The 26,224-nt window shown below is 57.8% G+C and carries 23 protein-coding genes and 1 pseudogene; 15 read left to right on the forward strand and 9 right to left on the reverse strand.

Annotated features, from left to right (window positions below):
• The first annotated feature begins 299 nt into the window (after positions 1-299).
• Both HBN54_RS21890 and HBN54_RS21895 read left to right on the forward strand, forming a co-directional pair.
• Positions 300-1,838, forward strand: a complete 1,539-nt coding sequence (locus tag HBN54_RS21890; RefSeq protein ID WP_168675375.1) for a Fic family protein — start codon at positions 300-302, stop codon at positions 1,836-1,838.
• Positions 1,839-1,915: 77 nt separating this feature from the next.
• On the forward strand, positions 1,916-4,294 hold the full coding sequence (locus HBN54_RS21895) for a M1 family metallopeptidase (protein WP_168675376.1): 2,379 nt from the start codon (positions 1,916-1,918) through the stop codon (positions 4,292-4,294).
• A gap of 107 nt (positions 4,295-4,401) precedes the next feature.
• Here HBN54_RS21895 and HBN54_RS21900 read toward each other — a convergent pair whose 3' ends face one another.
• The 4 genes from HBN54_RS21900 to HBN54_RS21915 all read right to left on the reverse strand — a co-directional run bounded on the left by HBN54_RS21900 (position 4,402) and on the right by HBN54_RS21915 (position 8,815).
• A complete protein-coding gene (locus HBN54_RS21900) occupies positions 4,402-5,256 on the reverse strand; it encodes a YCF48-related protein (RefSeq protein ID WP_168675377.1) in 855 nt (284 codons plus the stop codon).
• Positions 5,257-5,810: 554 nt separating this feature from the next.
• The gene (locus HBN54_RS21905) at positions 5,811-7,157 is read right to left on the reverse strand and encodes a hypothetical protein (RefSeq protein ID WP_168675378.1); all 1,347 of its coding nucleotides are present in this window, start codon (positions 7,155-7,157) and stop codon (positions 5,811-5,813) included.
• Positions 7,158-7,242: 85 nt separating this feature from the next.
• Positions 7,243-8,145 carry a family 16 glycosylhydrolase gene (locus tag HBN54_RS21910; protein ID WP_168675379.1) on the reverse strand — a complete coding sequence of 301 codons (903 nt, stop codon included), beginning with the start codon at positions 8,143-8,145 and terminating at the stop codon, positions 7,243-7,245.
• 250 nt (positions 8,146-8,395) lie between these two features.
• The gene (locus HBN54_RS21915; protein WP_168675380.1) at positions 8,396-8,815 is read right to left on the reverse strand and encodes a hypothetical protein; all 420 of its coding nucleotides are present in this window, start codon (positions 8,813-8,815) and stop codon (positions 8,396-8,398) included.
• A gap of 805 nt (positions 8,816-9,620) precedes the next feature.
• On the opposite strand from HBN54_RS21915, the gene HBN54_RS21920 reads away from it, so the two are divergent.
• From HBN54_RS21920 to HBN54_RS21935, 4 genes and pseudogenes are all read left to right on the forward strand, one after another.
• Positions 9,621-9,968, forward strand: coding sequence for an HAD family hydrolase (locus HBN54_RS21920; RefSeq protein ID WP_168675381.1), 348 nt, complete (start codon positions 9,621-9,623; stop codon positions 9,966-9,968).
• 46 nt (positions 9,969-10,014) lie between these two features.
• The gene (locus tag HBN54_RS21925) at positions 10,015-10,704 is read left to right on the forward strand and encodes a plasmid pRiA4b ORF-3 family protein (RefSeq protein ID WP_168675382.1); all 690 of its coding nucleotides are present in this window, start codon (positions 10,015-10,017) and stop codon (positions 10,702-10,704) included.
• Between the two features lie 111 nt (positions 10,705-10,815).
• Positions 10,816-11,379: pseudogene (locus tag HBN54_RS21930) on the forward strand (recombinase family protein); the annotation flags it as partial.
• A gap of 18 nt (positions 11,380-11,397) precedes the next feature.
• Positions 11,398-12,789 carry an ISKra4 family transposase gene (locus tag HBN54_RS21935; protein ID WP_168675384.1) on the forward strand — a complete coding sequence of 464 codons (1,392 nt, stop codon included), beginning with the start codon at positions 11,398-11,400 and terminating at the stop codon, positions 12,787-12,789.
• 270 nt (positions 12,790-13,059) lie between these two features.
• Here HBN54_RS21935 and HBN54_RS21940 read toward each other — a convergent pair whose 3' ends face one another.
• A complete protein-coding gene (locus tag HBN54_RS21940; protein ID WP_168675385.1) occupies positions 13,060-13,938 on the reverse strand; it encodes an NmrA family NAD(P)-binding protein in 879 nt (292 codons plus the stop codon).
• A gap of 195 nt (positions 13,939-14,133) precedes the next feature.
• On the opposite strand from HBN54_RS21940, the gene HBN54_RS21945 reads away from it, so the two are divergent.
• The 6 genes from HBN54_RS21945 to HBN54_RS21970 all read left to right on the forward strand — a co-directional run bounded on the left by HBN54_RS21945 (position 14,134) and on the right by HBN54_RS21970 (position 16,518).
• Positions 14,134-14,496, forward strand: coding sequence for a winged helix-turn-helix transcriptional regulator (locus tag HBN54_RS21945; RefSeq protein ID WP_168675386.1), 363 nt, complete (start codon positions 14,134-14,136; stop codon positions 14,494-14,496).
• 180 nt (positions 14,497-14,676) lie between these two features.
• Positions 14,677-14,985, forward strand: coding sequence for a hypothetical protein (locus tag HBN54_RS21950; protein ID WP_168675387.1), 309 nt, complete (start codon positions 14,677-14,679; stop codon positions 14,983-14,985).
• Positions 14,986-15,164: 179 nt separating this feature from the next.
• A complete protein-coding gene (locus HBN54_RS21955; protein WP_168675388.1) occupies positions 15,165-15,524 on the forward strand; it encodes a hypothetical protein in 360 nt (119 codons plus the stop codon).
• A 12-nt stretch (positions 15,525-15,536) separates the two neighbouring features.
• Positions 15,537-15,779: a hypothetical protein gene (locus HBN54_RS21960; protein ID WP_168675389.1), complete on the forward strand. Its 243-nt coding sequence runs from the start codon at positions 15,537-15,539 to the stop codon at positions 15,777-15,779.
• 35 nt (positions 15,780-15,814) lie between these two features.
• Positions 15,815-16,249 (forward strand): hypothetical protein, encoded by a 435-nt coding sequence (locus HBN54_RS21965; protein WP_168675390.1) that lies wholly within the window; start codon positions 15,815-15,817, stop codon positions 16,247-16,249.
• Entirely contained in the window at positions 16,246-16,518 is a 273-nt protein-coding gene (locus HBN54_RS21970) for a hypothetical protein (protein WP_168675391.1), read from the forward strand. Before HBN54_RS21965 ends, HBN54_RS21970 begins: the two co-directional genes overlap by 4 nt.
• 346 nt (positions 16,519-16,864) lie before the next feature.
• On the opposite strand, the gene HBN54_RS21975 is transcribed toward HBN54_RS21970, so the two are convergent.
• Positions 16,865-17,236 carry a winged helix-turn-helix transcriptional regulator gene (locus HBN54_RS21975; protein ID WP_168675392.1) on the reverse strand — a complete coding sequence of 124 codons (372 nt, stop codon included), beginning with the start codon at positions 17,234-17,236 and terminating at the stop codon, positions 16,865-16,867.
• 102 nt (positions 17,237-17,338) lie between these two features.
• Here HBN54_RS21975 and HBN54_RS21980 point away from each other — a divergent pair, with 102 nt between their 5' ends.
• Entirely contained in the window at positions 17,339-18,319 is a 981-nt protein-coding gene (locus HBN54_RS21980; RefSeq protein WP_168675393.1) for an alpha/beta hydrolase family protein, read from the forward strand.
• Between the two features lie 22 nt (positions 18,320-18,341).
• Here HBN54_RS21980 and HBN54_RS21985 read toward each other — a convergent pair whose 3' ends face one another.
• Positions 18,342-18,764 (reverse strand): WD40/YVTN/BNR-like repeat-containing protein, encoded by a 423-nt coding sequence (locus HBN54_RS21985; RefSeq protein ID WP_168675394.1) that lies wholly within the window; start codon positions 18,762-18,764, stop codon positions 18,342-18,344.
• Positions 18,765-19,566: 802 nt separating this feature from the next.
• Here HBN54_RS21985 and HBN54_RS21990 point away from each other — a divergent pair.
• Positions 19,567-20,001, forward strand: a complete 435-nt coding sequence (locus tag HBN54_RS21990; protein WP_168675395.1) for a hypothetical protein — start codon at positions 19,567-19,569, stop codon at positions 19,999-20,001.
• Between the two features lie 56 nt (positions 20,002-20,057).
• Here HBN54_RS21990 and HBN54_RS21995 read toward each other — a convergent pair whose 3' ends face one another.
• Both HBN54_RS21995 and HBN54_RS22000 read right to left on the reverse strand, forming a co-directional pair.
• Positions 20,058-20,399: a hypothetical protein gene (locus HBN54_RS21995; protein WP_168675396.1), complete on the reverse strand. Its 342-nt coding sequence runs from the start codon at positions 20,397-20,399 to the stop codon at positions 20,058-20,060.
• Positions 20,400-20,632: 233 nt separating this feature from the next.
• Positions 20,633-24,187, reverse strand: coding sequence for a PAS domain S-box protein (locus tag HBN54_RS22000; RefSeq protein WP_168675397.1), 3,555 nt, complete (start codon positions 24,185-24,187; stop codon positions 20,633-20,635).
• Between the two features lie 1,450 nt (positions 24,188-25,637).
• On the opposite strand from HBN54_RS22000, the gene HBN54_RS22005 reads away from it, so the two are divergent.
• Positions 25,638-26,168, forward strand: coding sequence for a GNAT family N-acetyltransferase (locus tag HBN54_RS22005; RefSeq protein WP_168675398.1), 531 nt, complete (start codon positions 25,638-25,640; stop codon positions 26,166-26,168).
• Positions 26,169-26,224: the final 56 nt, after the last annotated feature.

Here is a 26,224-nt window from a genome sequence, read left to right on the forward strand (position 1 = left end):
GGCAGCGAGGAGAAAGCGAGCTTATGGTTTTACAAAGGCCCGGTAATTTTTCACACGGCGTTAGCGCATATTGATGCCCCGCCCTGCGTCGGGCGCGGTCAGGGCCACCTAGGGGGCACTGCCGTTCCACTGGCCCGTACCCACCACTTTATTCACACCCCGGCCCATGCCCGACTCCGCTGCCATTACCGACCTGCTCCTTTGTTGCGCTCCAACAACGGTGTCCCGGCCTGCCTTATCCCCACCGCAGGTCATGGCCCTGCCGGGTGCATCTTTGTAAGCGTTTTTCACTTACTTCGATGAGTCCTACGTCTTTTTCACGGTCCATAACTGTTTTTCACGGCCGCACGGCGCCCGAGTCGGGTACCTTGGTGGGCTACGGGGCCGTAATCGAAGCCCTGCAGCTGGCCGTTCCGCTGCCGCGCGACCTGGCCCTAATCAGCGCCAAGCGCCGGCAGTACCGCGTGGCCGGGTGGCGCGTCTTCACGCCGCGCCACCAGCCCGCCGACACCCTCTGGGCCCACCTGGTTTTTGCCCTCAAATACGAAGGACTGGACCTGCTCTTCTTCAAAAAGCTGTTCGCGCAGCTGCCGGCCGCCACCGTAGAGGAGTGGGTGCGGCACGCCCCGCAGAGCCGCTACGCCCGGACGGTGTGGTTCCTCTACGAATGGCTGCTGGCCTGCCGCCTGGACCTGCCCGACCTGACGCAGGGCAACTACGTGCCGGTGGTCAACGAGCAGCTGCAGTACGCCGCGGCGACGGCCCCGCCCGTCAGCCGGCAGCGCCTGCGCAACAACCTGCCGGGCGTGGCCGGCTTCTGCCCGTTGGTGCACAAAACCGCGACGCTGGAGCAATACCTGACCCGCGACCTGGCGGGCCGGGCCCAGCACGTGCTGCGCGGGCTGCACGCCGACGTGCTGGTCCGGACCTCGGCCTTTTTGCTGCTGAAAGACTCCAAGGCCTCGTTCACCATCGAAGGCGAGCAACCGCCGCCCACCCGGGCCCTGCGCTGGGGCCACGCCATCGGCCAGGCCGGGCAGCAGCCGCTGAGCCGTGAAGAACTGCTGCGCTTGCAGCAGCTCGTCATTGAAAACAGCCGCTTTGTGCGCCTGGGCTACCGCACCGAGGGCGGCTTTGTCGGGGAGCACGACCGCCAGACGGGCGACCCGATTCCAGACCACGTCTCGGCCCGGTGGCAGGACCTGGAGAGCCTGATGAGCGGGTTACTCGACGCGGCGGCCCACCTGGAAACTGCGGGCTACCCCCCCGTGCTGAGCGCCGCCGCCATCGCCTTTGGCTTTGTCTCCGTCCACCCCTTCGTCGACGGCAACGGGCGGGTGCACCGCTACCTGATTCACCACCTGCTGGCCCGGCTGGGGTTCACGCCCCCGGGCATCATCTTTCCAGTCTCAGCCGCCATCCTGGAGCGCCTGCCCGCGTACCGGCAGGTTTTGGAGGGCTATTCGCACCCGGTGCTCGAGCTCATTCCCTGGCGGAAGACCGCCGACCACAACGTGGAGGTATTGGCCGATACGAGTGACTACTACCGCTATTTTGACGCCACGGCCCCGGCCGAATTCCTGTTTGACTGCGTGGCCTACACCCTGGAGAAGACCATTCCTCAGGAAGTGGCCTACCTGCAGCGCTACGATGCGCTGAAAGCGTGGCTGGACGAAGGGTTCCAGATGCCCGACAAGCTGGTGGCCACCTTGATTCGTTTTCTGGAGCAGAACCAGGGCATCCTCTCGAAACGGGCCCGCGAAAAAGAGTTTGCGCTGCTGACGCCCGAAGAAGTTGCCCAGATAGAGCAACAATACGCCGTGCATTTCCCCGACTAAATGCCGGTTCAGTAAAAGGAGGGGCTGATTGTGCATCGGCGTGGCGGAATACGGACCCCATCGGCCTATCTTTCCGGATGCGAATTCCCTTCCGTCTTCTCCGCACCTGCCTTCCCACCGCCTTGTGCGGGCTGCTGGCCTTGGCAGGACCCCGGCTCGCGGCGGCCCAAACCACCAACTCGGGCACCGACAAGTTCGCGCAGCTCGAAACGCTACTGCCCACGCCCAACACGTACCGCACGGCCAGCGGCGCGCCGGGACCGGCGTACTGGCAGCAGCGTGCCGACTACGACATCCACGTAACCCTCGACGATGCCAAACAGGCCATTACGGGCCGCGAAACCGTTACCTACACCAACCAGTCGCCGGACACGCTGCCTTACCTGTGGGTGCAGCTCGACCAGAACGTGCTGGCCAAAAACTCGATAACGGCCGCCACGGAAGTCAGCCAGCTGCAGGACCGAATGACTTTTGCCGCGCTGGAAACCCTGCTGCCGGAGTTCGACGGCGGATTCAAAGTGGAGCGCGTGACGGGCAGGGACGGTAAGGCCCTGCATACGGTGACCAACTACACCATGATGCGCATCGACCTGCCCACGCCGCTGCGCCCCGGGCAGGCGTTCGCCTTCAACGTGCAGTGGCACTACAACGTGAACGGCACGCGGCCCCGCCGCAACGGCTACGAATATTTTCCCGAGGACAAAAACTACCTGTACGAGATTGCCCAGTGGTACCCGCGCATGGCCGTGTACTCCGACAACCAGGGCTGGCAGCACAAGCAGTTTCTGGGCAGCGGCGAGTTCGCGCTGCCCTTCGGTGACTACCGGGTGAGCATTACCGCGCCGGCTGACCACGTGGTGGGCGCCACCGGTGTGCTCCAGAACGCCGCGCAGGTGCTCAGCGCCACGCAGCTAAAGCGCCTGGCCGCCGCCAAAACGGCCACCAAGCCCGTGCTAATCATCACGCCGGACGAGGCCGTGCAGAACGAGGGCAGCCGCGCCACGGCCACCAAAACCTGGACCTACGTGGCCAAAAACGTGCGCGACTTCGCCTGGGTCAGCTCGCGCAAGTTCATTTGGGACGCCATGCAAATCAAGCAGGACGGCCAGCCGGTGCTGTGCATGAGCTACTATCCCAGGGAAGGCAACCCACTGTGGGGCAAGTACTCGACCGAAGTCGTGGCCCACACCATCCGGTCGTATTCCCGGCGCACCATCCCGTATCAATACCTGGTGGCCATTTCGGTGCACGGCCCCATCGGCGGCATGGAGTACCCCATGCTGTGCTTCAACGGCGGCCGGCCCGAGAAGGACGGCACCTACTCGGCCCGGACCAAATACGGCATGATTGGGGTGATTATCCACGAAGTGGGCCACAACTTCTTCCCCATGATGGTGAACTCCGACGAGCGGCAGTGGAGCTGGATGGACGAGGGCCTGAACAGCTTCCTGCAGTACCTCGCCGAGCAGGAGTGGGAGCGCAACTTCCCTTCCCGCATCGGCGAGCCCGCCAGCATCGTGGAGTACATGCGCACCGACAAAAGCCTGCAAACCCCGATTATGACCAACTCGGAGTCGGTGCTGCAGTTCGGCCCCAATGCCTACGCCAAGCCCGCCACGGCCCTCAACATCCTGCGCGAAACGGTGATGGGCCGTGAGCTCTTCGACCACGCGTTCAAGACCTACGCCCAGCGCTGGGCCTACAAGCACCCCGCCCCCGCCGACTTTTTCCGCACGATTGAGGACGCCTCGGCCGTGGACCTGGACTGGTTCTGGCGCGGCTGGTTCTACACCACCGACCGCTGCGACATCAGCCTGGAGTCGGTGAAGGCTTACCAGCCGGCCACGGGCAACCCCGTCGTGGAAAAGGCCCGCCAGCAGCGGGCCCTGGCCGCCGCCGCGCCTTCTGTTTCTACCCAGCGCAACGCCCAGGACATCGCCAAGACCCTGGTGGAGGAGAAGCCCGAGCTCAAGGACTTCTACAATGCGTTCGACCCACTGGCCGTGACACCCGCCGACCAGCAACGCTACCAAGCCTATCTGGCCGCGCTCTCGCCCGAGCAGCAGAAGCGCCTGGGCGGGCCGCAGTACTTCTACGAGCTGGCCTTGCGCAACGTGGGCGGCCTGGTAATGCCCGTGATTCTACAGCTCACCTACGCCGACAACACGAAGGAAGTACAGACCATTCCGGCCGAAATCTGGCGCAAGAACAACGCGCAGGTCACCAAAATCATCGTGACCCAGCAGCCCGTGGTGAGCTTCGTGCTGGACCCCTTCCAGCAAACGACCGATACGGATGTGAGCAACAACGCCTTCCCCCGCCAGCCGGCCGCTTCCCGCTTCGAGCTGTTCGAACAGCGGCTACCCGCCGCGCCCAACCCCATGCAGCCGTCGGCCCAAACGCCCGGTAGCCCCCGACCAACGCAGGAGCCCAGGCCCGTAGGCGGAAGTCGCTAAATGCCCTCCGGGAGCCCTTAAGGGACAAGTCGCCACCGGCAGCACGGTTGAGCGGGAAATCCTGCGTTCAGGGAAACGGTTTAAATAGCAAAAGAAGCCTGTCGCAATTAGGGCATTTTTACAATTCTCTTCGTTTCGGTGCGTTGATTGTCAGCCGTGAGTTGGAGAAGATAGGTGCCGGCCGGCATCGAAGCAGGCAACGAGAGCGTGCGCAATTGCCCGGCCGGGTCGGTTATGGCCTCTTGGTATACTGGCCGTCCCGCCGCATCCCGTATGCTTACTTTCCAGCGGTGCGCCGTAATCCGGGGCAGGGTCACGGTCAGGACCTGGGCGAATGGGTTGGGATAGGCTTGCCATGGTTGGCCAAAAGCGGATGGCCGAGTGGCCAGCACCACGGGGCCACGCTTGAGGACCGTGCCCCCGTCGCCGGCCGCCCAGATGCTGGTGCCGTCGGCGGTGGCGGTGAGCGAATACAGGGTTTCGAACGTATTGGTCGTTTCAGCCTGCCACGTCAGCCCCCCGTCGGTTGTCAGCAGAACCGTGCCCAGCTCGCCGACGGTGATGCCGACGGCTGCGTTTATCATCCACACATCGTTGAGGTTCACTGTCGTCGGGACGCTGATGCGGGTCCACGTCGTACCACCGTTCGTGGTGCGAAGCACCGTCCCGCTCTGCCCCACAACGCAGCCAATGGACGCATCGACGAACGAAACGCCGTTGAGGCGCACGGAAGTGCCACTGTTTTGGCCGACAAAGCCATTTAAGGCGGCATTGCTGCGTCGAATAGTCCCCCCATCGCCGACGACGTAGCACACTTGCTCCGTGGGGCAGTCGCCCGCCCGCAGGTGTGCCTGGGTACCGCTCGGCGTATTCTGCCACGGCGCATACCGGTTGAACGCGATGCGGGCCGTTCCATTATCGCCCACCAGTAGGCTCAACTGGATGCCGGGGTGATAAACCAAGCGGTTGAACGTTGGCCTTGGTTAAAAGTTTGGTACAAAGGTTAAACGACGGGCTGACAATCGGCTTCCATTTGACCACGAATACTACCCCTACATCAAATGAGCGGGGTTTTACGTGGTTTCCCGGAGAAGTCAAGCTCCCTCTGAAGTTTGAGCGATAGCAATTTCTCCAGCGAGCCAAACAGGTCAACAAGGTGGGGCCAGCAGGATACGTAAATGGCTCCACTTTCCGGCCCCCTTTCTACTCGCATAACAGCTCCCTGTTGATGGGGGCCGGCAAGGTGCACCTTTCTGGCTCCTTTCTGCGCGCAGCAGGACGCGTTGACACGCCCACCGAGTGGCCGCTCGTTTAACCTTTGTACCAAACTTTTAACCAAGGCCATGGTGTCCTGCAATGGAGCTGGCGCTTGAGCCGTGATGCCGAACGCGAGACGGCCGCTACCGAAGCAACCGTCCATTTGCCTAGCATTCGACATCTTACTCGCAAATTTTAACAGGCTCTGAACAAAAATTTCTACGATATAAATTCCCTGCTCGTCAATAAAAATCCCTGATTACCTGACAGTATGTTTTCTCTGCTTAGTAATGGATGGTTTTTTTACACCATTTGCATGTCTTTCTACTTTAGTTTTAACACAATCATTTACTGCCATAGTTGGATAGGTGTAATTTCCCGGTGTTACAAAGTCTGCGTTTGTTTTGGTGATTTTTCCAATTTTGATATCATAGCAACCACCATTGCTTCCTTTTGCACAACCACTGGCAGAGGTTGCATTTGTTCTAATAACACCAATTGAAGGACCAGGTGTGCTTTCGAAGTCAGGATTCTGATGTTTGGCTTGCATTCCTTCACGTGTTTTACAGTCAAGATAAATGAAATCCTTGGATTTTACCTGGGCTCCTTCCCCACCGGTAACTGTAATATCACCAACATAAGAACGGCTATCGAAAGTACCATAATTGTCGACCCCGCCCTCTTTCCTATCTTTAAATCCAGCAGCTAATTGCACCGCGAAAGTAGAGTTAATAGCTGTAATTCCCTCAACATCAACTCTTCCTTGATTTATGCGGTGAGGCGAAATATTAAAAGCTGCATCACCATTTTTAACCTTGATATTTCTACCCACAATGTCGTCCACAGTTATTACGTTTTCTGTCCCAGTTTCGCCACTACCTGTTTCTACACGCATCGTCACACCGCCAATTCCTTCAAGATTCTTACACAAAATAGACCTGCCAGCTTGTATTTGAATCACACCATATCCCACATGGCTATTGGTTAAAAAAACGTTTTTAATGATTCCTTGAAATGGCACTTCATCACGATTGTTACTATCTGGTAAATTCAAAGCAATAGCAGAAAAAGGAGTGTAAGAATCGGTGATTTTAAAACCTGAAAACTTAAAGTTGTGGACATTGCACGCAGTAATCAATTTCATACGATAATCCCCTTTTGGAAAATTCACTGTAAACCAAGTCGTTTGGTTTTCATTATCCTCGTCAGAATTTGTAATGGCAACATTTTCTACTGGGAATTCTTTTCCTATTTCAAAGATAGTATTGCCCAATTTTTTAGCGTTTTTATCAAAATAAGGCATAATCAGAACATCTTTATCGATTTTGATTTGAACATTAGAGCGCAGTTGTACATTAATTAAAAAGTATTCTCCCTTCTTAATATGAATGATTCCACCACTAGCATTTGATAAAGAAGCGATTTTAAAGTTCAATGCGTTGCTGTCTCTACCATCGTTTTTCCCTGACAGCATTATTTCGGTTACCTTATCAGGAATTTTGTTGGTGTAGAACCTGCTTTCATCTGCAGTGAGTCGCTCTTGAGCTGCTACAGGGGTCGTGATTAGAAGCAATAAGATTGATGCTACTTTGTTGATGTTGTTCATTTTTGAAAAATTTGTAATTAAAATATATATTCTAGGTTTTTAGGTACTGTGATTCTTCGTTTAGTAGAATCCGCAAGTTCTAAAATTAATTATTTTCAGGCTCTGAAACTAAAGCATCACTCTTTCTTTTCCAAGTTCGTACGTAATCTACTTGCATTGTTGTAGGAAAACCAGAAGGCCTATTGTTTGCAGCAACTGCTACACGCTTGCCATTTACATACTTTAAATATGGTGCACGCAAGCCTAGTGAAATAACCAGTCTTTGTTGGTGTTGTTGAAATAAAGCTTCAGAAGGGTCTGCCGTTGCAACTAATTTGCCATCTATATAGAATTTTATGCTATCATGCTCCCACAAACAGCCATAAATATGGAATGCACTTCTAGGGTCAAAGCCAACTCCTGAATTACCACCTGTTGTTTTTCTCACAGATTTTCGCACTTGCGGGGAAGAATCGTCTGCTCTAATGACGTTCCAATCTATAAGGTTTACATTGTTTGGACGCTGTTCCATTTCAGGAAAATCAATTTCATTATATTTTACACGTTCTCCGTTAATGATTTTTGTAGGCTGTCCTATGCTGTAAGTCCAAAAGGCAGGACAAACACCAGGATGTTCTGCGGCGCCTTTCATCCTAATTTCAAAATAGCCGTACTTTATATCTTTTTTACTTCTTATAATACCGGAGGTAAAGTATAACTGTTCACCATTTTTTAGGTGCTTATCCCAATCTAGAGTCAGTTCTAAGTTTCCATTATTTGCAACTGAGTTTTTAGAATCCCAAGACCATGGTCCAAAATCATCAGAGCTTTGAGTCCAATTTGCAGTATTTATTCCATTATTAAATTCATCTGAAAAGTCTTTCTGTAATACCCAATCTCCACTCAAACCGACTGGTTTTTGCGCAAAACCATCTAAAGACAAGAGAATTGTAAAAACAGTAAAAAATATCTTTTTTCCCCCTTGGATGTTAATCATTTTCGTTTTCATTTAATTATGAAATGCAATGGGCAGCAGTTTATGAAATTGGGCTGTGTCCAAAATGAGGTTATTCGTGTCGAAATGAGTTTGCGATTATTGGTCTTTACGAGGCGATATAGCATTATACCTAACAGGTGAGAGCATCAAAAAGCGTGGGGCAGTTGGATAAGTGGTTAGCGACAGTAGTTGCGCTGATAGCGGCCAAAAGATTGGTGACCGCGAATGCTCCACACTTTTTGATGCTCTTGTTGAAACCGCACTAGCGCACCCGGCGCGCAACCAAGCGGCCCCGACGGTTGACGTGCTCTACTATGACGGGGCGGGGCTGTTGTACCACTACCGGGCGGTAGTAGCGCGCGTGGTGAGCGCGGTACTGTGCCCACGGCGTGAGGCCGCGGTAGCTTACTACCACCGGGTGAAAGTTGGTCGTTGTGTAGCCAGGCACCGTGGCCATCGTTACCCAGCGGCCGTTGCGCTGCACCATATAGTTGTGGGCGGCTAAGTTGTAGTATCCATCAATTTCTGGCACATAGTAATACTGGGCACCGGCCGGGGCCACTGGCCCCCAGGCCGGGTGGCCAAACTGGGCGCTGATGCTAACCTGAGCCTGCGCAGGCGGTGCGGTTAGGGCGGCAAAGGCGCCAAATACGAAAGCGAAAATCTGCGAGCGATATTCCATGGGTGAAAAAAAGAAAATTAACTGGAAGCCGATATGTAGCTGACAGCAAGTGATTGCTGGTAAGTAATCTGGATTAAAGAAGCGCTTGGTAGGGCGCACCAAATTTCTGCGGTCGTGAGCGTTTACCGTTTGGGGCGGTTTGCGCGGCGGCTCCGCCGCCCGTTTTGTGCTAAAAAAATCATTAACCAACCAATGCAAAGGCAGCCAGATGAGTAGAAAAGTATTCAGGTTGCTTTGAGCAACAACTTTGCTGGGTTGCCTTCCTGGGGGTAAGACTTCGCTAAAACCGGTTAGTTTAAGCAGGTTCTCATTGAGGAAAGGCAGATTTACACACTACTCATTCAAAGACCTGCTCAACAATGATTTGCAAAACAGGCGGCCCTTCCGGTAGCTGCTCGTGGTCGCCGAGCGGGGGGGCATCCAGGTAAAGCAGTTTTGGCCGGCCCGGCACCTTTAGCACGTAAAGCCGCGTTCTGACGCAGCCGCCTTGCGGCCAGGGGGTTGAAGAGCATCAAAAAGTGTGGCGCAATCGTGGTCATCAGGCTCTTGTTCAAGGCTAGTAGAATTCCTTCCGACCACCGCTTAACCCGACTGCCCCACCTTTTTAATGCTCTCCCAAATTCCGGACCGGGGCTACTTGAATGTCGGCGGGCCGACAAGTGGATGTATTGCGATAAAAAAGCAAAAGCGGGCCAGTCGTGGGCCGGGCCGTTGCGTAAGCAGGCGGATGGTTACCCGTCGCTTTGTATTATCCTCGCTCGTCCTGGCCACGGCCGCCGCGGCTCTGCCCCTTTCCCTCTCCGCCATGACTCCTTCGCTCGACCGCCCCAAGCTGCTGATTTTCGACGTCAACGAAACCATGCTCGACCTGGGCAAGCTGCAGCAGGCCGTCAACCAGGAATTCAAGTCCGAAACGGCCTTCAAGCAGTGGTTTGCGCTGCTGCTTCAATACTCGCTGGTCGATACCGTAACGGGCAACTACCACAACTTCGGGCAGATTGGCGATGCCGCCTTCGACATGCTGGCGCAGGCCCTGGGCCAGCCGGCCCGCCCGGCGGCGCGCAAGAAGGAAATCCTCACGCTCATCACCGAGCTGCCGCCCCACCCCGACATCATTGGAGAGCATCAAAAAGTGTGGGGCAATGGGGGATAATCACTTTCTGGCGTAACTTGAAAGTGTCTTTCTGTCGGTGAACGCCATGCCCCAACCAGCAGCTGCTATCATATCCGATACTGACCGGCTGGCGGCGGTCTACCAGCTCAAGATTCATCTGCTGGGAATCAGCCCGCAGATTTGCCGGCGCGTGCTCGTGAAGGGCGATACGACGCTGGCCGAACTGCATCACGTCTTCCAGGTGGTGATGGGCTGGGACAACTGGCACCTGCACAGCTTCAAGCTCTGGGGCAAAGAGTATGGGATGCCCTACGCCGGCGGCATCTACTTTGCCGACGATGCCCGCCGGGTTCACCTGGGCGATTTCCCCTGGCGGGTCAACGACAAGTTTACCTATACCTACGACTTCGGCGATTACTGGCTCCATCAGGTGCGGCTGGAAAAAGTGCTGCCTCCAACCACGCTGGTGAACCACCCGGTATGCGTGAGTGGCCGCCGGGCCTGCCCATCCGAGGAAGTCGGCGGCCCCGAGGGCTATAATCAGCGGACACTCGACCAGTTTGGCTGGGCCTACGAAGCCCGTGACCGCGTACTAGCTGGCGAGGACATCAGGGACGACGACGTGCCGACCTGGTTCTGGACCTTCCGCCCGGAGCACTTCGACAAGGGCCAAGTCAACCAGAAACTAGCGAAAGTGTATCAACTTAAGGGTAATCCTGATTTTCTGTGTTCGCAGGGCAGCTACGACTATTTCTTCGCGGATTTGAAATCCTGAAATCTGTATCAGAAAAACCAGATGGTTTAGTTGATACAGCCTAGGTAGCTTTGCGCCATGCAACAGGCCGTCATTTTCGTGCGCGTCTCCAAGTAGGAGCAGGACTACCAGCGGCAGGTGGAAGACCTGCGCGCCGTGGCCCAGAGCCAGGCGGTGCAGGTCGTGGCCGAGATTGCGGAGAAGATTAGCGGAGCTAAGCGAAATCAGGACCGGGAGGGCATCCAGCAATTGCTGGAGCTGAGCCGCCGGGGCGCCATCCAGAAAGTATTGGTGAGCGAAGTCTCGCGCCTGGGCCGCTCCACGGTGGAAGTCCTGCAAATCGTCGAAGAACTGACGCAGCTGGGCATCAGCATTTACGTCCAAAACTTCGGGATTGAAACGCTCAAAAACGGCAAACGCAATCCAGTGGCGCAGTTCATGTTCACGCTGCTGGCCGAATTTGCCCGGCTGGAACGCGAGACCCTGCGCGAGCGCATTCTCTCCGGCATGGACGAGGCGCGGCGGCAAGGGGTCACGATTGGTCGCCCGGTGGGCGCAACGGAAGAAAAGGCCGTCTTTCTGAAAAAGTATGCCGCCGTCGCCCGGCAGCTGCGCGCGGGCCTGAGCGTCCGTAACACGGCCAAGCTGTGCGACGTGGCCATTAACACGGTGCGTAAAGTGAAAGCCTTGCTGTAATCCTTAACCCCCAGCCCCATGAACTTCAAACTACAACTGGTGGCCTGTCCGTCAGCAGGCGACGCGCCTACCCTCGAAGACGTGTTCACCTGGAGCCGGGAGGAGCTGAGCTTAGCCAGCGTGGGCCTGACGCTCGCCGAATCGAAAGAGCTGCTGCAACGCCTTCAACAAACGATGATTGCGCAGCAGGTGGCCACGCATTTGCGAGCGCAGCAGCCCGTCTGCTTGCGGAAGAAGGGCAGCTACCCGCTTCAGCTGAAAACCTTGTTTGGGAACGTCTCGGTCGATAGCCCGCGCTACTATCTGCCGCCCACCGAGGCGGGACCTAAGACTTTCAGCCCCCTCCAACACCTGTTCCCGCAGCACGTGACGCCGGAGCGGCTGTACCTGGAAACCAAGTGGGCCAGTCTGATTCCGTACCAGAAAACGGCTGATTTACTCCACGATGTGCTGCCCCTGAGTGCGAAACTATCGGGCACGACCATTCAGCAGCACCTGCACGCCGTGGTCGAGGCGCAGGAACGGCAGCTGCCGCAGGAAGTGGCTTCTTTTCACGGCATTTGCCAGCGCGACCGCGAGGCCTTGCCGTGCCCACCCCGCCCGCTGGTGGTCGGCCTCGACGGCGGCTACGTCCGGCACTGGCATAAAAAAGGCTGTTTCGAGGTGATTGCGGGCAAGAGCATTCCCGCCCAAGGGGATGCCAAATGCTTCGGCTTCGTGCAGGAAGTGGATGCCAAGCCGCGCCGACGGGTCTTCGAGGTGCTGCGTTCGCAGGGGCTGCAGGCCAATCAGGCCGTGGAATTTTTCACGGACGGCGCTGCGGTTCTGCGGTCGCTGACCAGTTACCTGAGTGCGGAGTCCACGCACATCCTAGATTGGTTTCACCTGACCATGCGCCTGACGGTGCTGCAGCAATATGCGCTGGGCTTCGTCCAGGCCGACGCGGCCGGTAGCAAAGCGCTGCAAGACGGCTTGACCAGCATCAAATGGCACCTCTGGCACGGCAACGCCGAGCGGGCCCTGGACAAGATACTGGACCTGGACGACGCCCTGGCCGTGCACCAAGAGGACCCGCTCATGGCCCGGAAATACAGCAAGTTGAAGCCCTTGGCGCGGCTCATTGCTGATTTTCACACCTACGTGGAGCAGAACAGCGGCTTCATCGTGGACTACTCGGAACGCCAGCGCTACGGCGAACGCGTCTCCACGGGCTTTGTCGAGTCGGCGGTGAACCAGGTGCTGTCAAAACGGATGGTCAAGCGCCAGCAGATGCAGTGGACTAAAAAAGGGGCGCACCTGCTGGTGCAGGCCCGCACGAAGGTGCTCAACGAAGAGTGGGAAGACTGTTTCCGGCAGCAATACCCCGGGTTTCGGCCATTGTCTGCGGAGCCCCTAGCAATGGCTGCTTAACCCCACTGCCCCACACTTTTTGATGCTCTCTACTAAAAGGGGTACTTCTTCCAAAAGGGCGGATTTACACGCTAAGCCATCAGCCCGCCGAGATGGGGAAGCAGGCGGCGGGTCAAGGTGCGCGGGGTTAAGGGAGAAGTCCTCACCTAATCGTTTATTGTGGTATTAACTATTGGTTGTAAGGAGTTTACAGTTGGTTTCCTCGACCGAATAGCCTTCGGATTTACTGGAAAGGCCGGGCAGAAATGGTGTCCTGCCCGGCCTTTCTGATTAATTATAAACTTGCTTGATGAATTGCGCCGTGGTGGTTGGTTGCCGGCCCAGGAATGTGGCTAAGGTGGCATCCTCGACCTCCAGCATGCCTTGCGCCACCGCACTCGCCCACATCGTGAACATGCCGATGTACATCTCCGGCACCCCGACTTGCTGTAGGATAGCTTGAAATTCTTCGACTGGGGGGGACTGATAGCGAACGTCCTTGCCCAGGCTGCCGGATAGGTCCTTCGCAATCGCCTGAAAAGAAGTCGCTTCGGTATTAGCCAGTACGTACGTCTGGTTTTTATGCCCTTTCGTGGTCAATACGTGGGCTGCGGCTTCGGCCAGTTCCGCCCGAAGCACCCAGCTGGCTTTCCCTTCTTGGGCGGGAAACAGGATGATGCCCGTTTCGGCTACTTGGCCGCCCGCAAAGATGGGAATCATCTCCAAGTAAATACCATGCTGGAGGATGGTGTACGGAAGGCCGCTGTCCTTGATGGCCTGCTCGGTTTGTGCATGCGACGTCAGGAAATCCGCGATGGCCGCGTGTTGAAAGGCCGGCTTAGTGACAAAGGAGGTGTATACCAGGTGCTTCACCTGCGCTACTTTGGCCGCGTGGATGACATTCAGGTGGTGCACGGTGCGGTTTTCGACGGCTCCTCTGTCGTTGCTGGAAACCAGCAAGAGCGTATCGACCCCTTGAAAGGCCTGTATCAGCGCGTCAACGTCCGCGTAATCGCCGACGCGTAGTTCGATTCCCTGGTCTTGGAGGGTTTGGCCTTTCGCAGCATCCCGCACCAGGGCGGAAATGTGTTGCGCTTCGATTCCTTTATGCAAAAGGTGTTCAAGGACTTTCGTACCGTATTGACCGGTTGCGCCTGTGACTAAAATCATGTTATTTGATGGATGAGGATGGTGAAAAAGTATCAAAAAGGGGTGCTTCGCTGTTGAGTAAGCTGATTACCTCAAGCCATCAGGCAGCGGTTTGTTTGGGCCGTTTCCCAAGTGCCGATTACCAATTGGTAGTCTGGTTACCAAGCGGTAATCACCTAGCATAGCGTCTCTTTCTTTTTTCCTTTCTCTCCCTCCATGACTACTTCCCAAGCCGCGCAATGCGACCAAACCATGCGCGCCCTGCGCCACGCCTCGCTGGTGGTTAACAGCAAATGGAAGCTCCCCCTCATTGTGGCCTTGCTCACGGGCACCCGGCACTTTCGCGGGCTGGAGCGGAGCGTGGCGGGTATTTCGACGAAGGTGCTATCCAAGGAGCTCAAGGAGCTGGAAGCCCAGCACCTCATCTCCCGCACTGTGTACCCCGGTCCCCCCGTGGTGGTCGAATACCAGGCCCTGCCGTACGCGCAGTCGCTCAACCCAGTCATTGAGGTGTTGAAAGCGTGGGGAATGCAGCATGAGCAGCATGTAGCGGCGCTCAGTGCCGTGTCAGTGGCGTAGCCGGTAGCGTTCAGGAGGGCACCGTCTCCAGGGCCGCGAGGACATGGAGAAGCAACTAACACTCCCCTGGTGAGCCGATGGCTTAGCGTGTAAATCTACCCTTTTGGAAGAAGTACCCCTAAAAAGGACTGGACGACCGACTACGGCTTCCGCAAGGCCCTCGAAGCCGACCCCGGCCAAATGCGCTTTGGCGGGGCCATCGTCGGCAATGGCCGTAAGGACATTGTAGAATATTGGCAGCGGGAGAAAGACCATTATCGCCTTTGGGAACTGCTGCTGTACATGGGCAGCCATACGGAGCCGCAAACCGCCGCCTATTTCGACTTGCCGGCCGATGTAGCTGATTTCCTGCGTTGGGTCTACAACCACGTTTCCCACGAGCAGCGGGAGCAGGTAGAAGAAATGGTGCAGGGCTTCACCAGTGGCTTTGACCAGATAAATTACTTCCCTTACGCCCAACTGTACACGATTTGGCAGCGGAGCGATTAGCGCCAGGCCCGGCAGGGTAACGTACTCGTATACCTTGACCGTATTATCGAGCAGGACGGCCGGGGACTGTTGAGGTACACCGCTCCTACGCTCTACGAATAGTTTTTGGGGCGCTTGGAGCTTGTCATTAATCACCGCCGGCCGTAATAATGACAATTTATCCTAGTTCTTTTGCTGCCATGACAAAGAAACCCACCCCGACACCGCCCGCCGAAGCACCGCTAACCGTCCGGGTAAAGCCCTTGCCACGCCCCGAAACCGCGACCGCCACCGAGTGTACCACGCTGGCCGAGCTGATTCATTCGTTGGGTAGCCGCAAGGTTGTGTCTGAGCAGTGGCAGGTAGCCCCCCGCACGATTGCCCTGCGGATGGAAAAGCCGGGAACGGCGTCCCTGGATGAATTGCAGCGCCTGGCGGAGTTGACCGGCCTTAGCCTGGAGTCGGTATTTACGCTGGCCCACCATCAGATGCAGAACCCCATCGAAGTACCCGCCGCCCACGTCGGCCGGCCCTTCGGCAGTACCAGCCGCAAGGCGTAATCCGTTTCTCAAATGCAAGCGTCCACCGGCATCCTGGCCATGCTCTACCAAATGGCCGAGCTGCTGCTACGCTATCCTGACCCGGAGCAGCGCTTAGCCGCGGCGAGTGCGCTTGACACCCCGAATGATTTCTTGGCCGAGGCTCCCGACCTGGCCACCGTCGCCGAGTGGCTGCAATTTTTTGGAGAGGACACGTCGGCCGACGAGCTGCGCGAGAACTTCCAGCGCCAGGGCTGGCTCGTGCGTCGCCCCTGATTCTATTCCATTCCCATCCTACCATTGCCTTTCCAATGAACAGCTTATCCACGCTGGCCGGCGTTACCCACGTCCTGCCATTCCACCTCTACGATGACGTTAAGCAGCAGCCTACCCGCTGCGAATTAGTCGTTCACCCCGCCCAGGGATGGGCCGTCGCAACCGAACTGGATAACGGCACGGCCGGCCTCATTCAGTGTCAGGTAACGCTGGCCACCAAAATTTGCCAGGAATACCACATCGACCCGCAGGCGCTGACGCTTTTCACCCACTACGCCTACACCGGCAATTACGAAAACGTCTACGTGGTGCGCTTTGTCAGCGGGACGCGGGATTTATTCGATGGAATCCGGTTTCTAGGGCCGCGCCGGTATATGCTCACCCCCGAGGATGTGACCGTCCTGGTACAACTGCTGAATAATGGTCAGGCCCCCGCGTCCGAGTGGCGCGCCCTCCCGCACGCGGCATGAAGCACGTTCCCCGTCGCCGGCAGCGCCGGCCAGCGCCGCCACTTCTCATTCCGACCGACCCGCTTAGCCAGGCACTCTACGCGGCCAGCCTGCGCGGCAACGAGCTGCTGCGCCAGGCGCTCCCGCAACTGGCCCAGAACCAGACGCACTACAGCCGGGTAGTCGCAGCAATCATTATCGGAGGTGCCGCCGCCATATTTGGCTTAGCGTGGCTTTTTGGGGATTGGGTACAAGCCCAGTTTCCGCCGCCGCCCCTTCTTCCGCGCTAGGGCCTCTGCCGCATGAAGTGGCCTTGGTTAAAAGTTTGGTCCAAAAGTTAATTGGGAAGCTTACCAACCGCCCAGTTTACGCTACTGATAGTGCGCTCTAACCGCAGAAAACCTGCCTCTAACGCGTTCATAAGACCATTCATGGAGTTGAAGTACAGTTTTTCCATCGCGTAGCTAGGGTTAACTGTACTTTGATTGCTGAACAAGTTTTCTGTACCAAATCGGCTGTTTTCGGTGCCAGTTGCCCGTTCTGCAAATGGTTAGCTCACTTGTTCATTTATAGGGACGGTTCACTGAACAGGCCGGTCGCCTACTTTGAATCTTGGGTAACAGATTTCTCCGCCTGCTAATCGCCGCCCGTGTTTGGCCGGGGCTTGCCCACAATGGTTTGGTGATGCGCCAGCCCCCATTCGCGCATGGCGGCCACCACGTGGTGGAGGGTCCGGCTGTAGGGCGTGGCCGCGTATTCGACCGTAACTGGACGGGTCGCACAGACGGTACGGGTTACCAGTTGGTGTTGCTCTAACTCCTGCAATTCCTTGGAGAGAATACGCGGGGAAATACCGATTTCTCGGCTCAACTCCTTGAAGCGGTACGTGCGCTCCAACAGGACCGCCAGAATAATCAGTTTCCACTTGCCGCCAATTACATCGAGCGTGTCATAGACGGCGCGATGCGTGGATTTACAAGCTGGGAGAGCAGGGGCTAGCGGATGCATAAGCAGATGATTTCCTATTGGTCACCGGTATTCTTTAGGTAACTGGTAACAAAGCTAGCAGGTAGCTGGCGGACCTTTGCGCTCCTAACTCAGTACAAGACTATGCGCCCGTCCACCCCTTCCCCTTTTGACAGCCTCACCAGCGCTCCGTCAGCGGTCATCTCCGTTAGTCCGATTATTCTGGCCGCCCCGGACCGGGGCGAGGACTTGCAGGTGCGCGTTTCCGCGCCGGTTATCGGGAGCCAGCTCCCCCTTATTATCTTGGCGCACGGCTTTGGCTCTTCGCTGGAGGGCTATGCCCCCCTGGCCCAGTTCTGGGCGGCGCACGGCTTTGCCGTGATTCAGCCCACTTTTCTGGATTCCCGCACGCTACAACCCAAGCCGAAGGCCAGTCATGGGGAAGCCGTTCAAGCTTACTTAGCCGACCCGCGAAAACTGCGAATGTGGCGCTTTCGCGTGGCGGATATGAAACGTATTCTGGACCACCTGGACGTGCTGGAATCGGCGGTGCCGGGACTGACCGGCCGTCTGGACCATAGCCGCATCGCCGTAGCCGGCCACTCCTTTGGCGCGCAAACCGCCGGGGTACTGCTGGGCGCGCGCGTATTGGGTGCCGATGAGAGCGTGCGCGAGGACTTATCGGACCCGCGTATCAAAGCCGGGGTGCTGCTCAGCGCTGCTGGCCAGGGCGGCGAGAGCCTTAGCCCGTTCGCAGTCGAGCATTTTCCGCATCTGAACCAGAGCTATGCCGACCTGAAAACCCCGACGCTGGTCGTGGCGGGCGATGCCGACCAGTCGCCCCTGACCGTGCGCGGGCCCGAGTGGTTCACGGACGCGTATACCCTGAGCCCGGGGGCCAATTGCCTCGTCACGCTGTTTGGCGGCGAGCACATGCTGGGCGGGATTTCCGGCTACCTAGTGACGGAAACCACGGATGAGAACCCGGAGCGCGTCGCGGTAGTCCAATGGCTGACGTGGGCGTACCTGCGGAGCGCCCTTTACCCGGAAGACCCCGCTTGGCCGGCGGCCTGTGCTACGCTACAGGAGCGGTTTTCGACAGTAGGACGGATAGACTGTAAATAGGGACGACCAAGCAGTAGCCCGGTTAGAAATTGCCAAAAGCTAGGGCTTGGATTAACTTCTGTACCGAACTTTTAACCAAGGCCAACGTTCCATATTCCCGGGCGGCAAACACGGTCCCAGAGTTGGAACTGTAGTAAGTGGCCGTGGGCTGGGGATTGAGCGGGGTTTCCCAGATTAGCATGACTTCGTACCGGGATGGAATACCGACCGACCGAATCCGGTTGAGCAGCCCCGGCGTAGCAAAATTAGGGATGTATTGCCAGGTCGTGCCCCCGTCGGTGGTCTTGTAGAGACTGCCGGCCGAGCCACTTGCCCACCCATAAGCGGCATCGAAAAAGGCAATGCTAGAGAGGGACTGGGTGCCCGGGCCAGTGCTGGTCCATTGGGCATGCGTAACGCTGCGGTTAAGGAGTAGTATAGAAAGGGACAACAGCAGGCGTTTCATCGGGGGACGTTCAGGGATAGGATTTGCTTCTGATAACGAATCCCAGCTGGTGCTTTAACCCCTGGCCTTTCCACGAAGCGCCTAAAATTAAGGGTTTGATTTTCGATTGAGAAAACGGTTCGAAAAGCAGAACGAGGATTTGGGTTGAATTCTGCTAAATAGCATTTCTGCTAATGTCCTTTTATCGGTCAGTAATCAAATGAAGGTGAGGTGGATGTCCAAGCTGGGTGTCATGGCTAAAGTCTAAACTTGTCGCCGATTGATATGCCGGGGCACCGCCGACCGGTTACGTTTGCGCAGCGGTACGCCTCCGTACTGCGCGGCTGCCGATAATGCCGTAAAAATCGTTTGGTTAAGCTGCCGCTCGGGCTGCTGTAGGGCGGTCCCAAAAGGCCCCACGCCCGAAATTATCAAGCATTTCCTGTAAGCAATGCGCCCTCGTTCACGGTCCATTTTCAGCCTCCGTTTGCTCCGGCGGGAACGCACGGAAATTACTGTTTCCTGCTGGTCGGCCCGGCGGCGTTTGTGCGGTCACGGCGCACGGCACTGGGGCCGGCTCCTGCTGCTGATGGTGGGGTTGCTGGCCGGCCCCCGCCTCGGGTACGCGCAGCGCTAATACGACGCATGGTACTTTGGCACCGCCAGCGCGCTGCAGTTTCTGCCCGGACGCTACTGGCCCCAGGTGGTGCCCAGCAGCGTCATGGATTCGTTTGAGGCCTGTACCAGCCTAGCCGACTCCACTACCGGGGCTTGGCTGTTGTATTCTAACGGAGAGCGGGTCTGGGACCGCACGCACCAGCCCATGCCCAACAGCTTTCCACTCGGGGGCAACGAGTCGGCCAGTGAGGGAGCCCTGGCGCTTTTTGCACCGGGCCAGCCGAACCTGGTGTACCTGTTCACGACCGATGCCAAGGAAAAATCCCTGAACAACAGCTTGCGGTATTCCGTGGTGGACCTGCGCCTACGCAACGGCCTCGGCGATGTGAGCCAGCGCAGCCAACCCTTACCGCTTCCGGGCAACACGCTGGCCACTGAGCATTTGGCTGCCATTCGCCAGCCCAACGGCCGCGACTACTGGATTCTGGTCCACGGCCTCAACAATAATAGTTTCTATGCCTACGCCGTCACGCCAGCAGGCGTGGCGGCTCAACCGGTGGTGAGCACCGTGGGGCCGGTATTTGAGGGCTTAAGTGTGGCCGAGACCGGGGTATTGCGATTTTCACCTTCGGGGCGGTGACGGCCACTAAATATCTCCCGGCGCTTGGTCCACCCTTCGGGCACACCATCGCTTGTTTACCGTCGCCGGGCCGGGCGGATGACCAGAGGCGGCCTAACGGCTTCGGCATCGGGCCGCGTGCTCCGTCGGCGTGCAGCCTTAGCGGCCTGGGACGGGTCGTCCCCGAAGTTGGCGAGCTCCGCTAAGCAGGCCTGCAGCCACGCGGCAAATGCTTCGGCGGTCATCGGCAGGAGGTAGCGGGTGGAGAAGACCTGTGGCGCAAAGCCGGGGCGGATGGCGTGCATCTCTACGCCGTAGGCTCCGGTGACGTAGGCGAGCCGCGCCTTCCAGGCGGAATCGGGTTCGGCACAGACGGCCCGTTGCAGGGCTGCTTTCAATTCTGTGAGGGCGTGACTCATCCTAATAAGGGGTTACTTGTGCAGGTCCTTTACATAGCACGCCCCCACAGGAAACACCCGGCGCTGGCTGCGGAAATAGGCCCTTTGTCGTCGTGCTAACACTGTTATGAAAGGCGTTATTTAGAGCAGTTATCAGGTTAGTGTACCGGTGGCAGGCAATAGCGCGACCGTAGAACCGCGCCAACCCGTCTCCGCATCGACCTCCCAAAAAACTGACGGGGCGCAACGGCACATTATTCTTGCGGCATCAGTTTCAGCAGCAGCCGGCCCAGGTCGGCTTCCTCGTAGGGTTTGGTAAGGCAGGCGTTCATGCCGGCGGCCAGGTAGCCCAAACGGTCGGCTTCGAAGGCGTTGGCGGTGAGGGCGATGATGGGCAGAAAGGCCCGGCGCGGGTCAGCATTGGCCCGGATGGCGGCGGTTACTTCCACTCCGCTCAGGCCGGGCATGCGGATATCAAGCAGGGCGGCGTCGAACTCCTGCTGCTGGAGCTGCGCCAGCGCATCGAGGCCATTGCTGACGGCCACCACCTGCACGCCCCAGTTTTCGAGCACGATGATGGCGATTTGCTGATTAACGACATTGTCTTCGGCCAGCAGCACCCGCAGCCCGCGCAGGCGTTCGAAGCAGGTGCTAAGCGGGGGGACGAGCGGGGCCGCGCTGGCGGCCTCGGCGCGGGGCAGCCGCAGCTCGAACGAAAAGGTGGTGCCCCGGCCAGGCTCGCTGCGCAGCCCCAGGGTGCCGCCCATTTGCTCCACCAGCTGCTGGCTAATAGCCAGGCCCAGGCCCGTGCCCCCAAAGCGCCGGCTGGTCTCGGTGCTGGCCTGGGCGAAGGCTTCGAAAATGTGCCCCTGCTCCTCGGGCGCGATGCCGATGCCGGTGTCCTCCACCCAAAACCGGAGCACCAGCTCCCGGGGCGTATCCTGGAGCACGTCGGTCCCCAGCCGGACGCGGCCATGCCCGGTGAACTTGATGGCGTTCGAGAGCAGGTTGAGCAGGATTTGGTGCAGGCGATAGGCGTCGCCGGTCACGCGGGGCGCGGCCGTGCGCAGGGGCTCCACCACGAGTTGCAGGCCCTTTTGCGCCGCTAGGGCAGCCACGGCTTCCCCGGCTCCCTGCAGGGCCACGGCCAGGTCGAAGGGCGCGTGGTTGAGCTCCAGGTGCCGGGCGGTGATTTTGGCCATGTCCAGCACGTCGTTCACCAAGGCCAGCAGGTGCCGGCCGGCGTGCTGCATGGTGTTCAGGTATTCGCGCTGAGGCCCGTCGAGGGCCGTTTTTTGCAGTATCGCGGCCATGCCCAGGACGCCGTTGAGGGGCGTGCGGATTTCGTGGCTCATGCGAGCCAGAAAGGCTTCTTTGGCCTGGGTATTTTCTTCGGCTTCCTGCTTAGCCTGCTGCAAAGCACGCTGGGCCAGCACGCCGGTCGTCACGTCGTAGCCCGAAGCCACCACGTAGGGCGGGTAGCCGTCTTCCGTGACCTGATAGGAATAGTACTGCAGGTAGCGCCGCTCGCCCCGGGTGGTTTGCACCCGAATCACGCGGTTCTGCAGGTGCGCCGCCAGGGTCCCATCGAGGTAGCCTTGCAGGCCGGCGTGGTGCTCCGGCGGTAGGGCCTCGCGCAGGTGGTGGCCCAGCAGCTGCGCGGCCGGCTGGCCCATGAGCGCCTCAATGGCCGGGTTCACGGAGAGCAGCCGGCCTTGCAGGTCGTGCGTACAAATGAGGGCCTGTGAGTAGTACACCAGGTCGTGGTACTGCTTCTCGCGGCGTTCCAGCGCCTGCCGCGTCCGCTTCACGGCCGTCACATCGGTGCTGATGGTGAGCACGTCCACCTGGCCATCGGCCCGCAGCAGCGGCCGCTTGTGCACCTGGTAGTGCAAGGTTTCGCCGGAGTCCATGGTGAAGGGCAGCTCCACTGTCAGGGCCAGCCGAGTGGCCAGCACCTGCTCGTTCAGGTACGTTAGCTGGTGCATCTCTTCCCGCACCAGCGGGTCGGCGGCCTCCCCCGTTTCCCAGTGCCGGCTATTGGCATTCAGGGCCCGATAGGCGCTGTTGGCAAAGGAAATGCTGCCATCGGTGGCCACCACGTAGAGCATATTGGGCAGGGCATCCACAATCTGGCGAACAAAGGCTTGCTGTACCTGCTGCATTTCCTGCACCTGCTGCTGCAGCTTTTCGGCCGTGTAGCGCGCCGTAATGTCGATGCCCGACCGCACCAGCAGGCGCAGCGCACCATTGGCCGCAAACACAGGGCGTAGGTGGCGCAGCATCAGCTGCGGGCGGTGGTTGAGGTCGGTGTGCATCTCCTCCCAAGTCACATCGGTGCGGGAGCGTACGGCCAGGGCAAAATACTGTTCCCGCTGCTCGGTCAGGCTGGCCAGCTCGTTGGGTTGGCTCAGCATGAAGTAGTCGGCGTTGGTGAGCCCGATGATTTGCTGGCGCATGGCCGGGTCCGGAATGGAGGCCGGATTAACGAACAGGTAGTGGTGGCTGGCATCGAAAACGGCCACTTCCACGGGGAGCAGGTTGAGGATGGATTCGTAAAACTCCTGCTGCCGGGCCATTTTTTCCTCGGCCTGCTTGCGGTCCGTAATATCGATGCCCGAGCTAATGACCAGCAGCTCGCCGTCGGCCCCGCGCACGGGGCTGAAGTGCATCAGCATGTTCCTCATGTGCCCGTTAGGGTCCAGGCTCGCCTCCTCCCAGCTCACCGCCTGGTGGTCGCGTACGGCCTCAGCAAAAGCCGCTGCCCGCTGCCGCCGAATGGTGACCGGGCGCTGCCGATGCGCGCCCGCCTCCTCGCTGGTCTTGCCCAGCATCCAGGCCCGGATGGCCGGATCGGGCTCTACCATAGGGTTCAGAAACAGGTAGCGGTGCCGGGCATCGAAGACGGCCACGGCCGTGGGCACCTGCTCCAGCACGCGGTCGTAGAACGCCCGCTGCACCCGCAGCTGCTCCTCGGCCTGCCGCCGCGCCGTGATGTTAGTCAGGTACAGCGTCACGCATTGCTGCCCGGGCACGGCCACGGCTGTACACAGGTAGTATTCGCCGGCCACGGCCAGCTCCTGCTGGTGCTGCTCGGGCGTGAGCAAGGCCGCTTGCACCAGCGCCAGCAGGCCTTGTTGCAAGTCTTCCGGCGCAGCGGCGGCCAAGGCTTGCAGCAGCGGCGCGGCCGCCGGATTGGTATAGAGCACGTCGCCCGTGGCCGACAGGCGCAGAGTGGGGTTGGGATTTTGCTCCGGAATGTAGGACAGCATGTTGAGCTGCGCCTCCCGCTGGTGGCGCTCGGTCACGTCGCGGTAGCAAATCAGGCGGCCGGCCTGCATCGAATCCAGCACCAGGTAGTCCAACTCGAGCGTTCGCCCGTCGGCCAGCACAAATTCTTCCCGAAGCACTGTTTCGCCCGCCTGATGCAGCTCCTGCGCCCGCGCCGCAAAGGCGGCGGGGGCCCGGCATAAGTTATCGATGGCAATTGACGCGAACGAGATGGCCGGTCCTCCGTCCGTCGGCCCGACCACCGGCGACAGCCCGAACAGCTCCCAAAAGTGCTGATTGACGAATTGAATCTGGCCTTCCTGGTCCACCAGCACCAGGCCTGCTTGCAGGTTCTGCACGAAGGAGGTGAGCTGGGCATGATAGCGCTGGGCGCTACTGGCGGTGGTGGCGAGTTCTTGCCTGAGGGCAGCAATGTGGGCCCGGGCCTCGGCCAGAGAGGCTTCGGCCTGCTCGCGCCGGGTTTGCTCGGCGGCCATCTGAACCGCAGGGTCGGCGTCAGAAAAGAATGAATGGGGCATAGCCAGAGCGCGAGATAAGCTGGGGAGTGGAATACCCAGCGTCAGGAATATAAAATATTGACACCACTAGCAGCCACCACTAGCAGCCACCACTAGCCGGCCCACTCAAGGGCTAATAAGACAGGTCGACGAATTGAATGACGTCAACCGTACCAATGCATATAAACAAGTAAATCAACGATTTCAATTGGGTGCTATACGGACACGGCATAGTCGCGACTATCTTTTGGGACGGCTGCCAGCAAACTATGCAACCTTTTTTGACGGTAGTCATCGCTTTAAGCCCTGCGTTGCTCCAATCGGCGGTATTTCTTTTTTCCTAGCCAGTGTCCGGCCGTTCCGCAGACAGGGGAACGGCCGGCAAGCCCACAGCTTTCTTCAGCTGAGGTGGTCTAACCAAGCCGGACAGTAGTGGGACATTGTTTAAAAATGTCCGGTTCAGGAAAAGGGTGCAACGAGCAAAAGGAGCATTACTTGTAATGCCACTTATCTCTTGCCCTATGGCTCTACGCATCTTTCTACTCACGTGGCTCTTACCGCTGGCCTCTCCAAATCGGCAAACTTGTCCCGATAAGCACCCTTCCAACCAAACAAGCCACCCCGTTACTGAAACCAACCATTGAGCAGGCGCTAACTGGCACGGTTAGGGTTCGCATTATGGAACTGGCCGCCCCAACTTATCTCTACCGGCACTTGCGCGATTCCAACAGTCGGCCCGCCGCATGGGAACTCAAGAGGGGGCACTTTGTCATTATTCGGAAGGATTACCCCCGCTGGCTGGCTGTTCAGCGCGCCGCAGGCCCCACCCGATTTTCGGGCGACACCATTACTCACTATATTCCCAAAACTGCAGCGGTGGGCTCGAAAACCTACATTGTTTTATAACTACTGAGCACGTAATTATTCAGCAAAAGGGTCGTTTTTCTGAATAACAGGTGTTTGTGAGCACACGGTGAATGTGCCCGAGCAGTATTTGGCAAGTGCGGAATTCATTGGCAGATTACGCCGTCATAACCAACTGATTTAAAGCACAAAAAAGCATAACTATCGCATCCTGCTAATACTTTTTTATGCCCACAGTTCGCTAACATCTGCAGATTCTTAGAGGTACTTAAGAAACAGTGAGGTTTTGTGCTTAACCCGCTAATCAATTTGGCATTAACTAACTTTTTTCGAACATTTTGTACTAAATAAAGCGGTCTGAATCGTTTCTGCTAACAGCAGGATTTGCATCGATAGAGAGTGGCATTTACTATGACCATTGCGCCGAATTTAGTTGTTGCTACATTTAGCGCAAATGTGTTCCGAGTAAACCATAAATCCACTGACGGATTTCTTCTGAATTCAGCCCACTGCCCAGTAGGCAAGCTGTGCTCTGATAAATACCCGGCCGTTTGCTTATTTATGCGTTGGCGCTGGAAACCTATCCAGCACCGAAATCCCTGCCCTTATGCCATTCAACACACAACCCACGTTGGAAAACCAACAAATCTGGCTGCTACCGTTGGAAGCAACTGACTTTGCCGGCTTGTATGCCGCCGCCTCCGACCCAAAAGTCTGGGAGCAGCACCCCAATAAAGACCGATGGAAGCCCGAGGCATTTGGGACCTACTTTGAGGGGGCCATGGCGCAAAAGGCCCTCAAGATTGTGGATAAGGCCACGAACAGCATCGCGGGCAGCACTCGTTTCTACGGCTATGACGCGCAGGATGACAGCATCCTGATTGGCTACACGTTCTATGCCACGCGGTATTGGGGTAAAGGATTCAATTTAGGGGTGAAGGCGCTGATGCTGGATTACGTGTTCCAATTCGTATCCAGGGTCTACTTTCATATTGGTGCGGATAATATGCGGTCGCAAATAGCCATTGGCCGCCTGGGGGCGGAGAAAATTGCGGAGGAAGAAATAGCCTATTTTGGCGAAGCTCCGAAGTTGAATTTTGTGTATCGGCTGGAGAAGAAAGCCTGGCTAAACCGCTAAGTGGAGGCATTTATAAAGCGGTGCTCGCAGCAGAAGCCCTGCTTAACTGGACAGCG

It is taken from the genome of Hymenobacter artigasi (assembly GCF_012275535.1).
GTDB classification, from domain to species: domain Bacteria; phylum Bacteroidota; class Bacteroidia; order Cytophagales; family Hymenobacteraceae; genus Hymenobacter; species Hymenobacter artigasi.

Excerpts from the sequence above, each read along its gene's own strand:
- HBN54_RS21920 (WP_168675381.1), top strand. The coding sequence starts at position 9,621 with ATGACTCCTTCGCTCGACCGCCCCAAGCTGCTGATTTTCGACGTCAAC.
- HBN54_RS21905 (WP_168675378.1), bottom strand. The coding sequence starts at position 7,157 with ATGAACAACATCAACAAAGTAGCATCAATCTTATTGCTTCTAATCACG.
- HBN54_RS21935 (WP_168675384.1), top strand. The coding sequence starts at position 11,398 with ATGAACTTCAAACTACAACTGGTGGCCTGTCCGTCAGCAGGCGACGCG.
- HBN54_RS21980 (WP_168675393.1), top strand. The coding sequence starts at position 17,339 with ATGCGCCCGTCCACCCCTTCCCCTTTTGACAGCCTCACCAGCGCTCCG.
- HBN54_RS21965 (WP_168675390.1), top strand. The coding sequence starts at position 15,815 with ATGAACAGCTTATCCACGCTGGCCGGCGTTACCCACGTCCTGCCATTC.
- HBN54_RS21890 (WP_168675375.1), top strand. The coding sequence starts at position 300 with ATGAGTCCTACGTCTTTTTCACGGTCCATAACTGTTTTTCACGGCCGC.
- HBN54_RS21975 (WP_168675392.1), bottom strand. The coding sequence starts at position 17,236 with ATGCATCCGCTAGCCCCTGCTCTCCCAGCTTGTAAATCCACGCATCGC.
- HBN54_RS21910 (WP_168675379.1), bottom strand. The coding sequence starts at position 8,145 with ATGAAAACGAAAATGATTAACATCCAAGGGGGAAAAAAGATATTTTTT.
- HBN54_RS21950 (WP_168675387.1), top strand. The coding sequence starts at position 14,677 with ATGCGCTTTGGCGGGGCCATCGTCGGCAATGGCCGTAAGGACATTGTA.
- HBN54_RS21995 (WP_168675396.1), bottom strand. The coding sequence starts at position 20,399 with ATGAGTCACGCCCTCACAGAATTGAAAGCAGCCCTGCAACGGGCCGTC.
- HBN54_RS21970 (WP_168675391.1), top strand. The coding sequence starts at position 16,246 with ATGAAGCACGTTCCCCGTCGCCGGCAGCGCCGGCCAGCGCCGCCACTT.
- HBN54_RS21940 (WP_168675385.1), bottom strand. The coding sequence starts at position 13,938 with ATGATTTTAGTCACAGGCGCAACCGGTCAATACGGTACGAAAGTCCTT.
- HBN54_RS21945 (WP_168675386.1), top strand. The coding sequence starts at position 14,134 with ATGACTACTTCCCAAGCCGCGCAATGCGACCAAACCATGCGCGCCCTG.
- HBN54_RS21955 (WP_168675388.1), top strand. The coding sequence starts at position 15,165 with ATGACAAAGAAACCCACCCCGACACCGCCCGCCGAAGCACCGCTAACC.
- HBN54_RS21895 (WP_168675376.1), top strand. The coding sequence starts at position 1,916 with ATGCGAATTCCCTTCCGTCTTCTCCGCACCTGCCTTCCCACCGCCTTG.
- HBN54_RS21985 (WP_168675394.1), bottom strand. The coding sequence starts at position 18,764 with ATGAAACGCCTGCTGTTGTCCCTTTCTATACTACTCCTTAACCGCAGC.
- HBN54_RS22005 (WP_168675398.1), top strand. The coding sequence starts at position 25,638 with ATGCCATTCAACACACAACCCACGTTGGAAAACCAACAAATCTGGCTG.
- HBN54_RS21990 (WP_168675395.1), top strand. The coding sequence starts at position 19,567 with ATGCCCAACAGCTTTCCACTCGGGGGCAACGAGTCGGCCAGTGAGGGA.
- HBN54_RS21925 (WP_168675382.1), top strand. The coding sequence starts at position 10,015 with ATGCCCCAACCAGCAGCTGCTATCATATCCGATACTGACCGGCTGGCG.
- HBN54_RS22000 (WP_168675397.1), bottom strand. The coding sequence starts at position 24,187 with ATGCCCCATTCATTCTTTTCTGACGCCGACCCTGCGGTTCAGATGGCC.
- HBN54_RS21915 (WP_168675380.1), bottom strand. The coding sequence starts at position 8,815 with ATGGAATATCGCTCGCAGATTTTCGCTTTCGTATTTGGCGCCTTTGCC.
- HBN54_RS21960 (WP_168675389.1), top strand. The coding sequence starts at position 15,537 with ATGCAAGCGTCCACCGGCATCCTGGCCATGCTCTACCAAATGGCCGAG.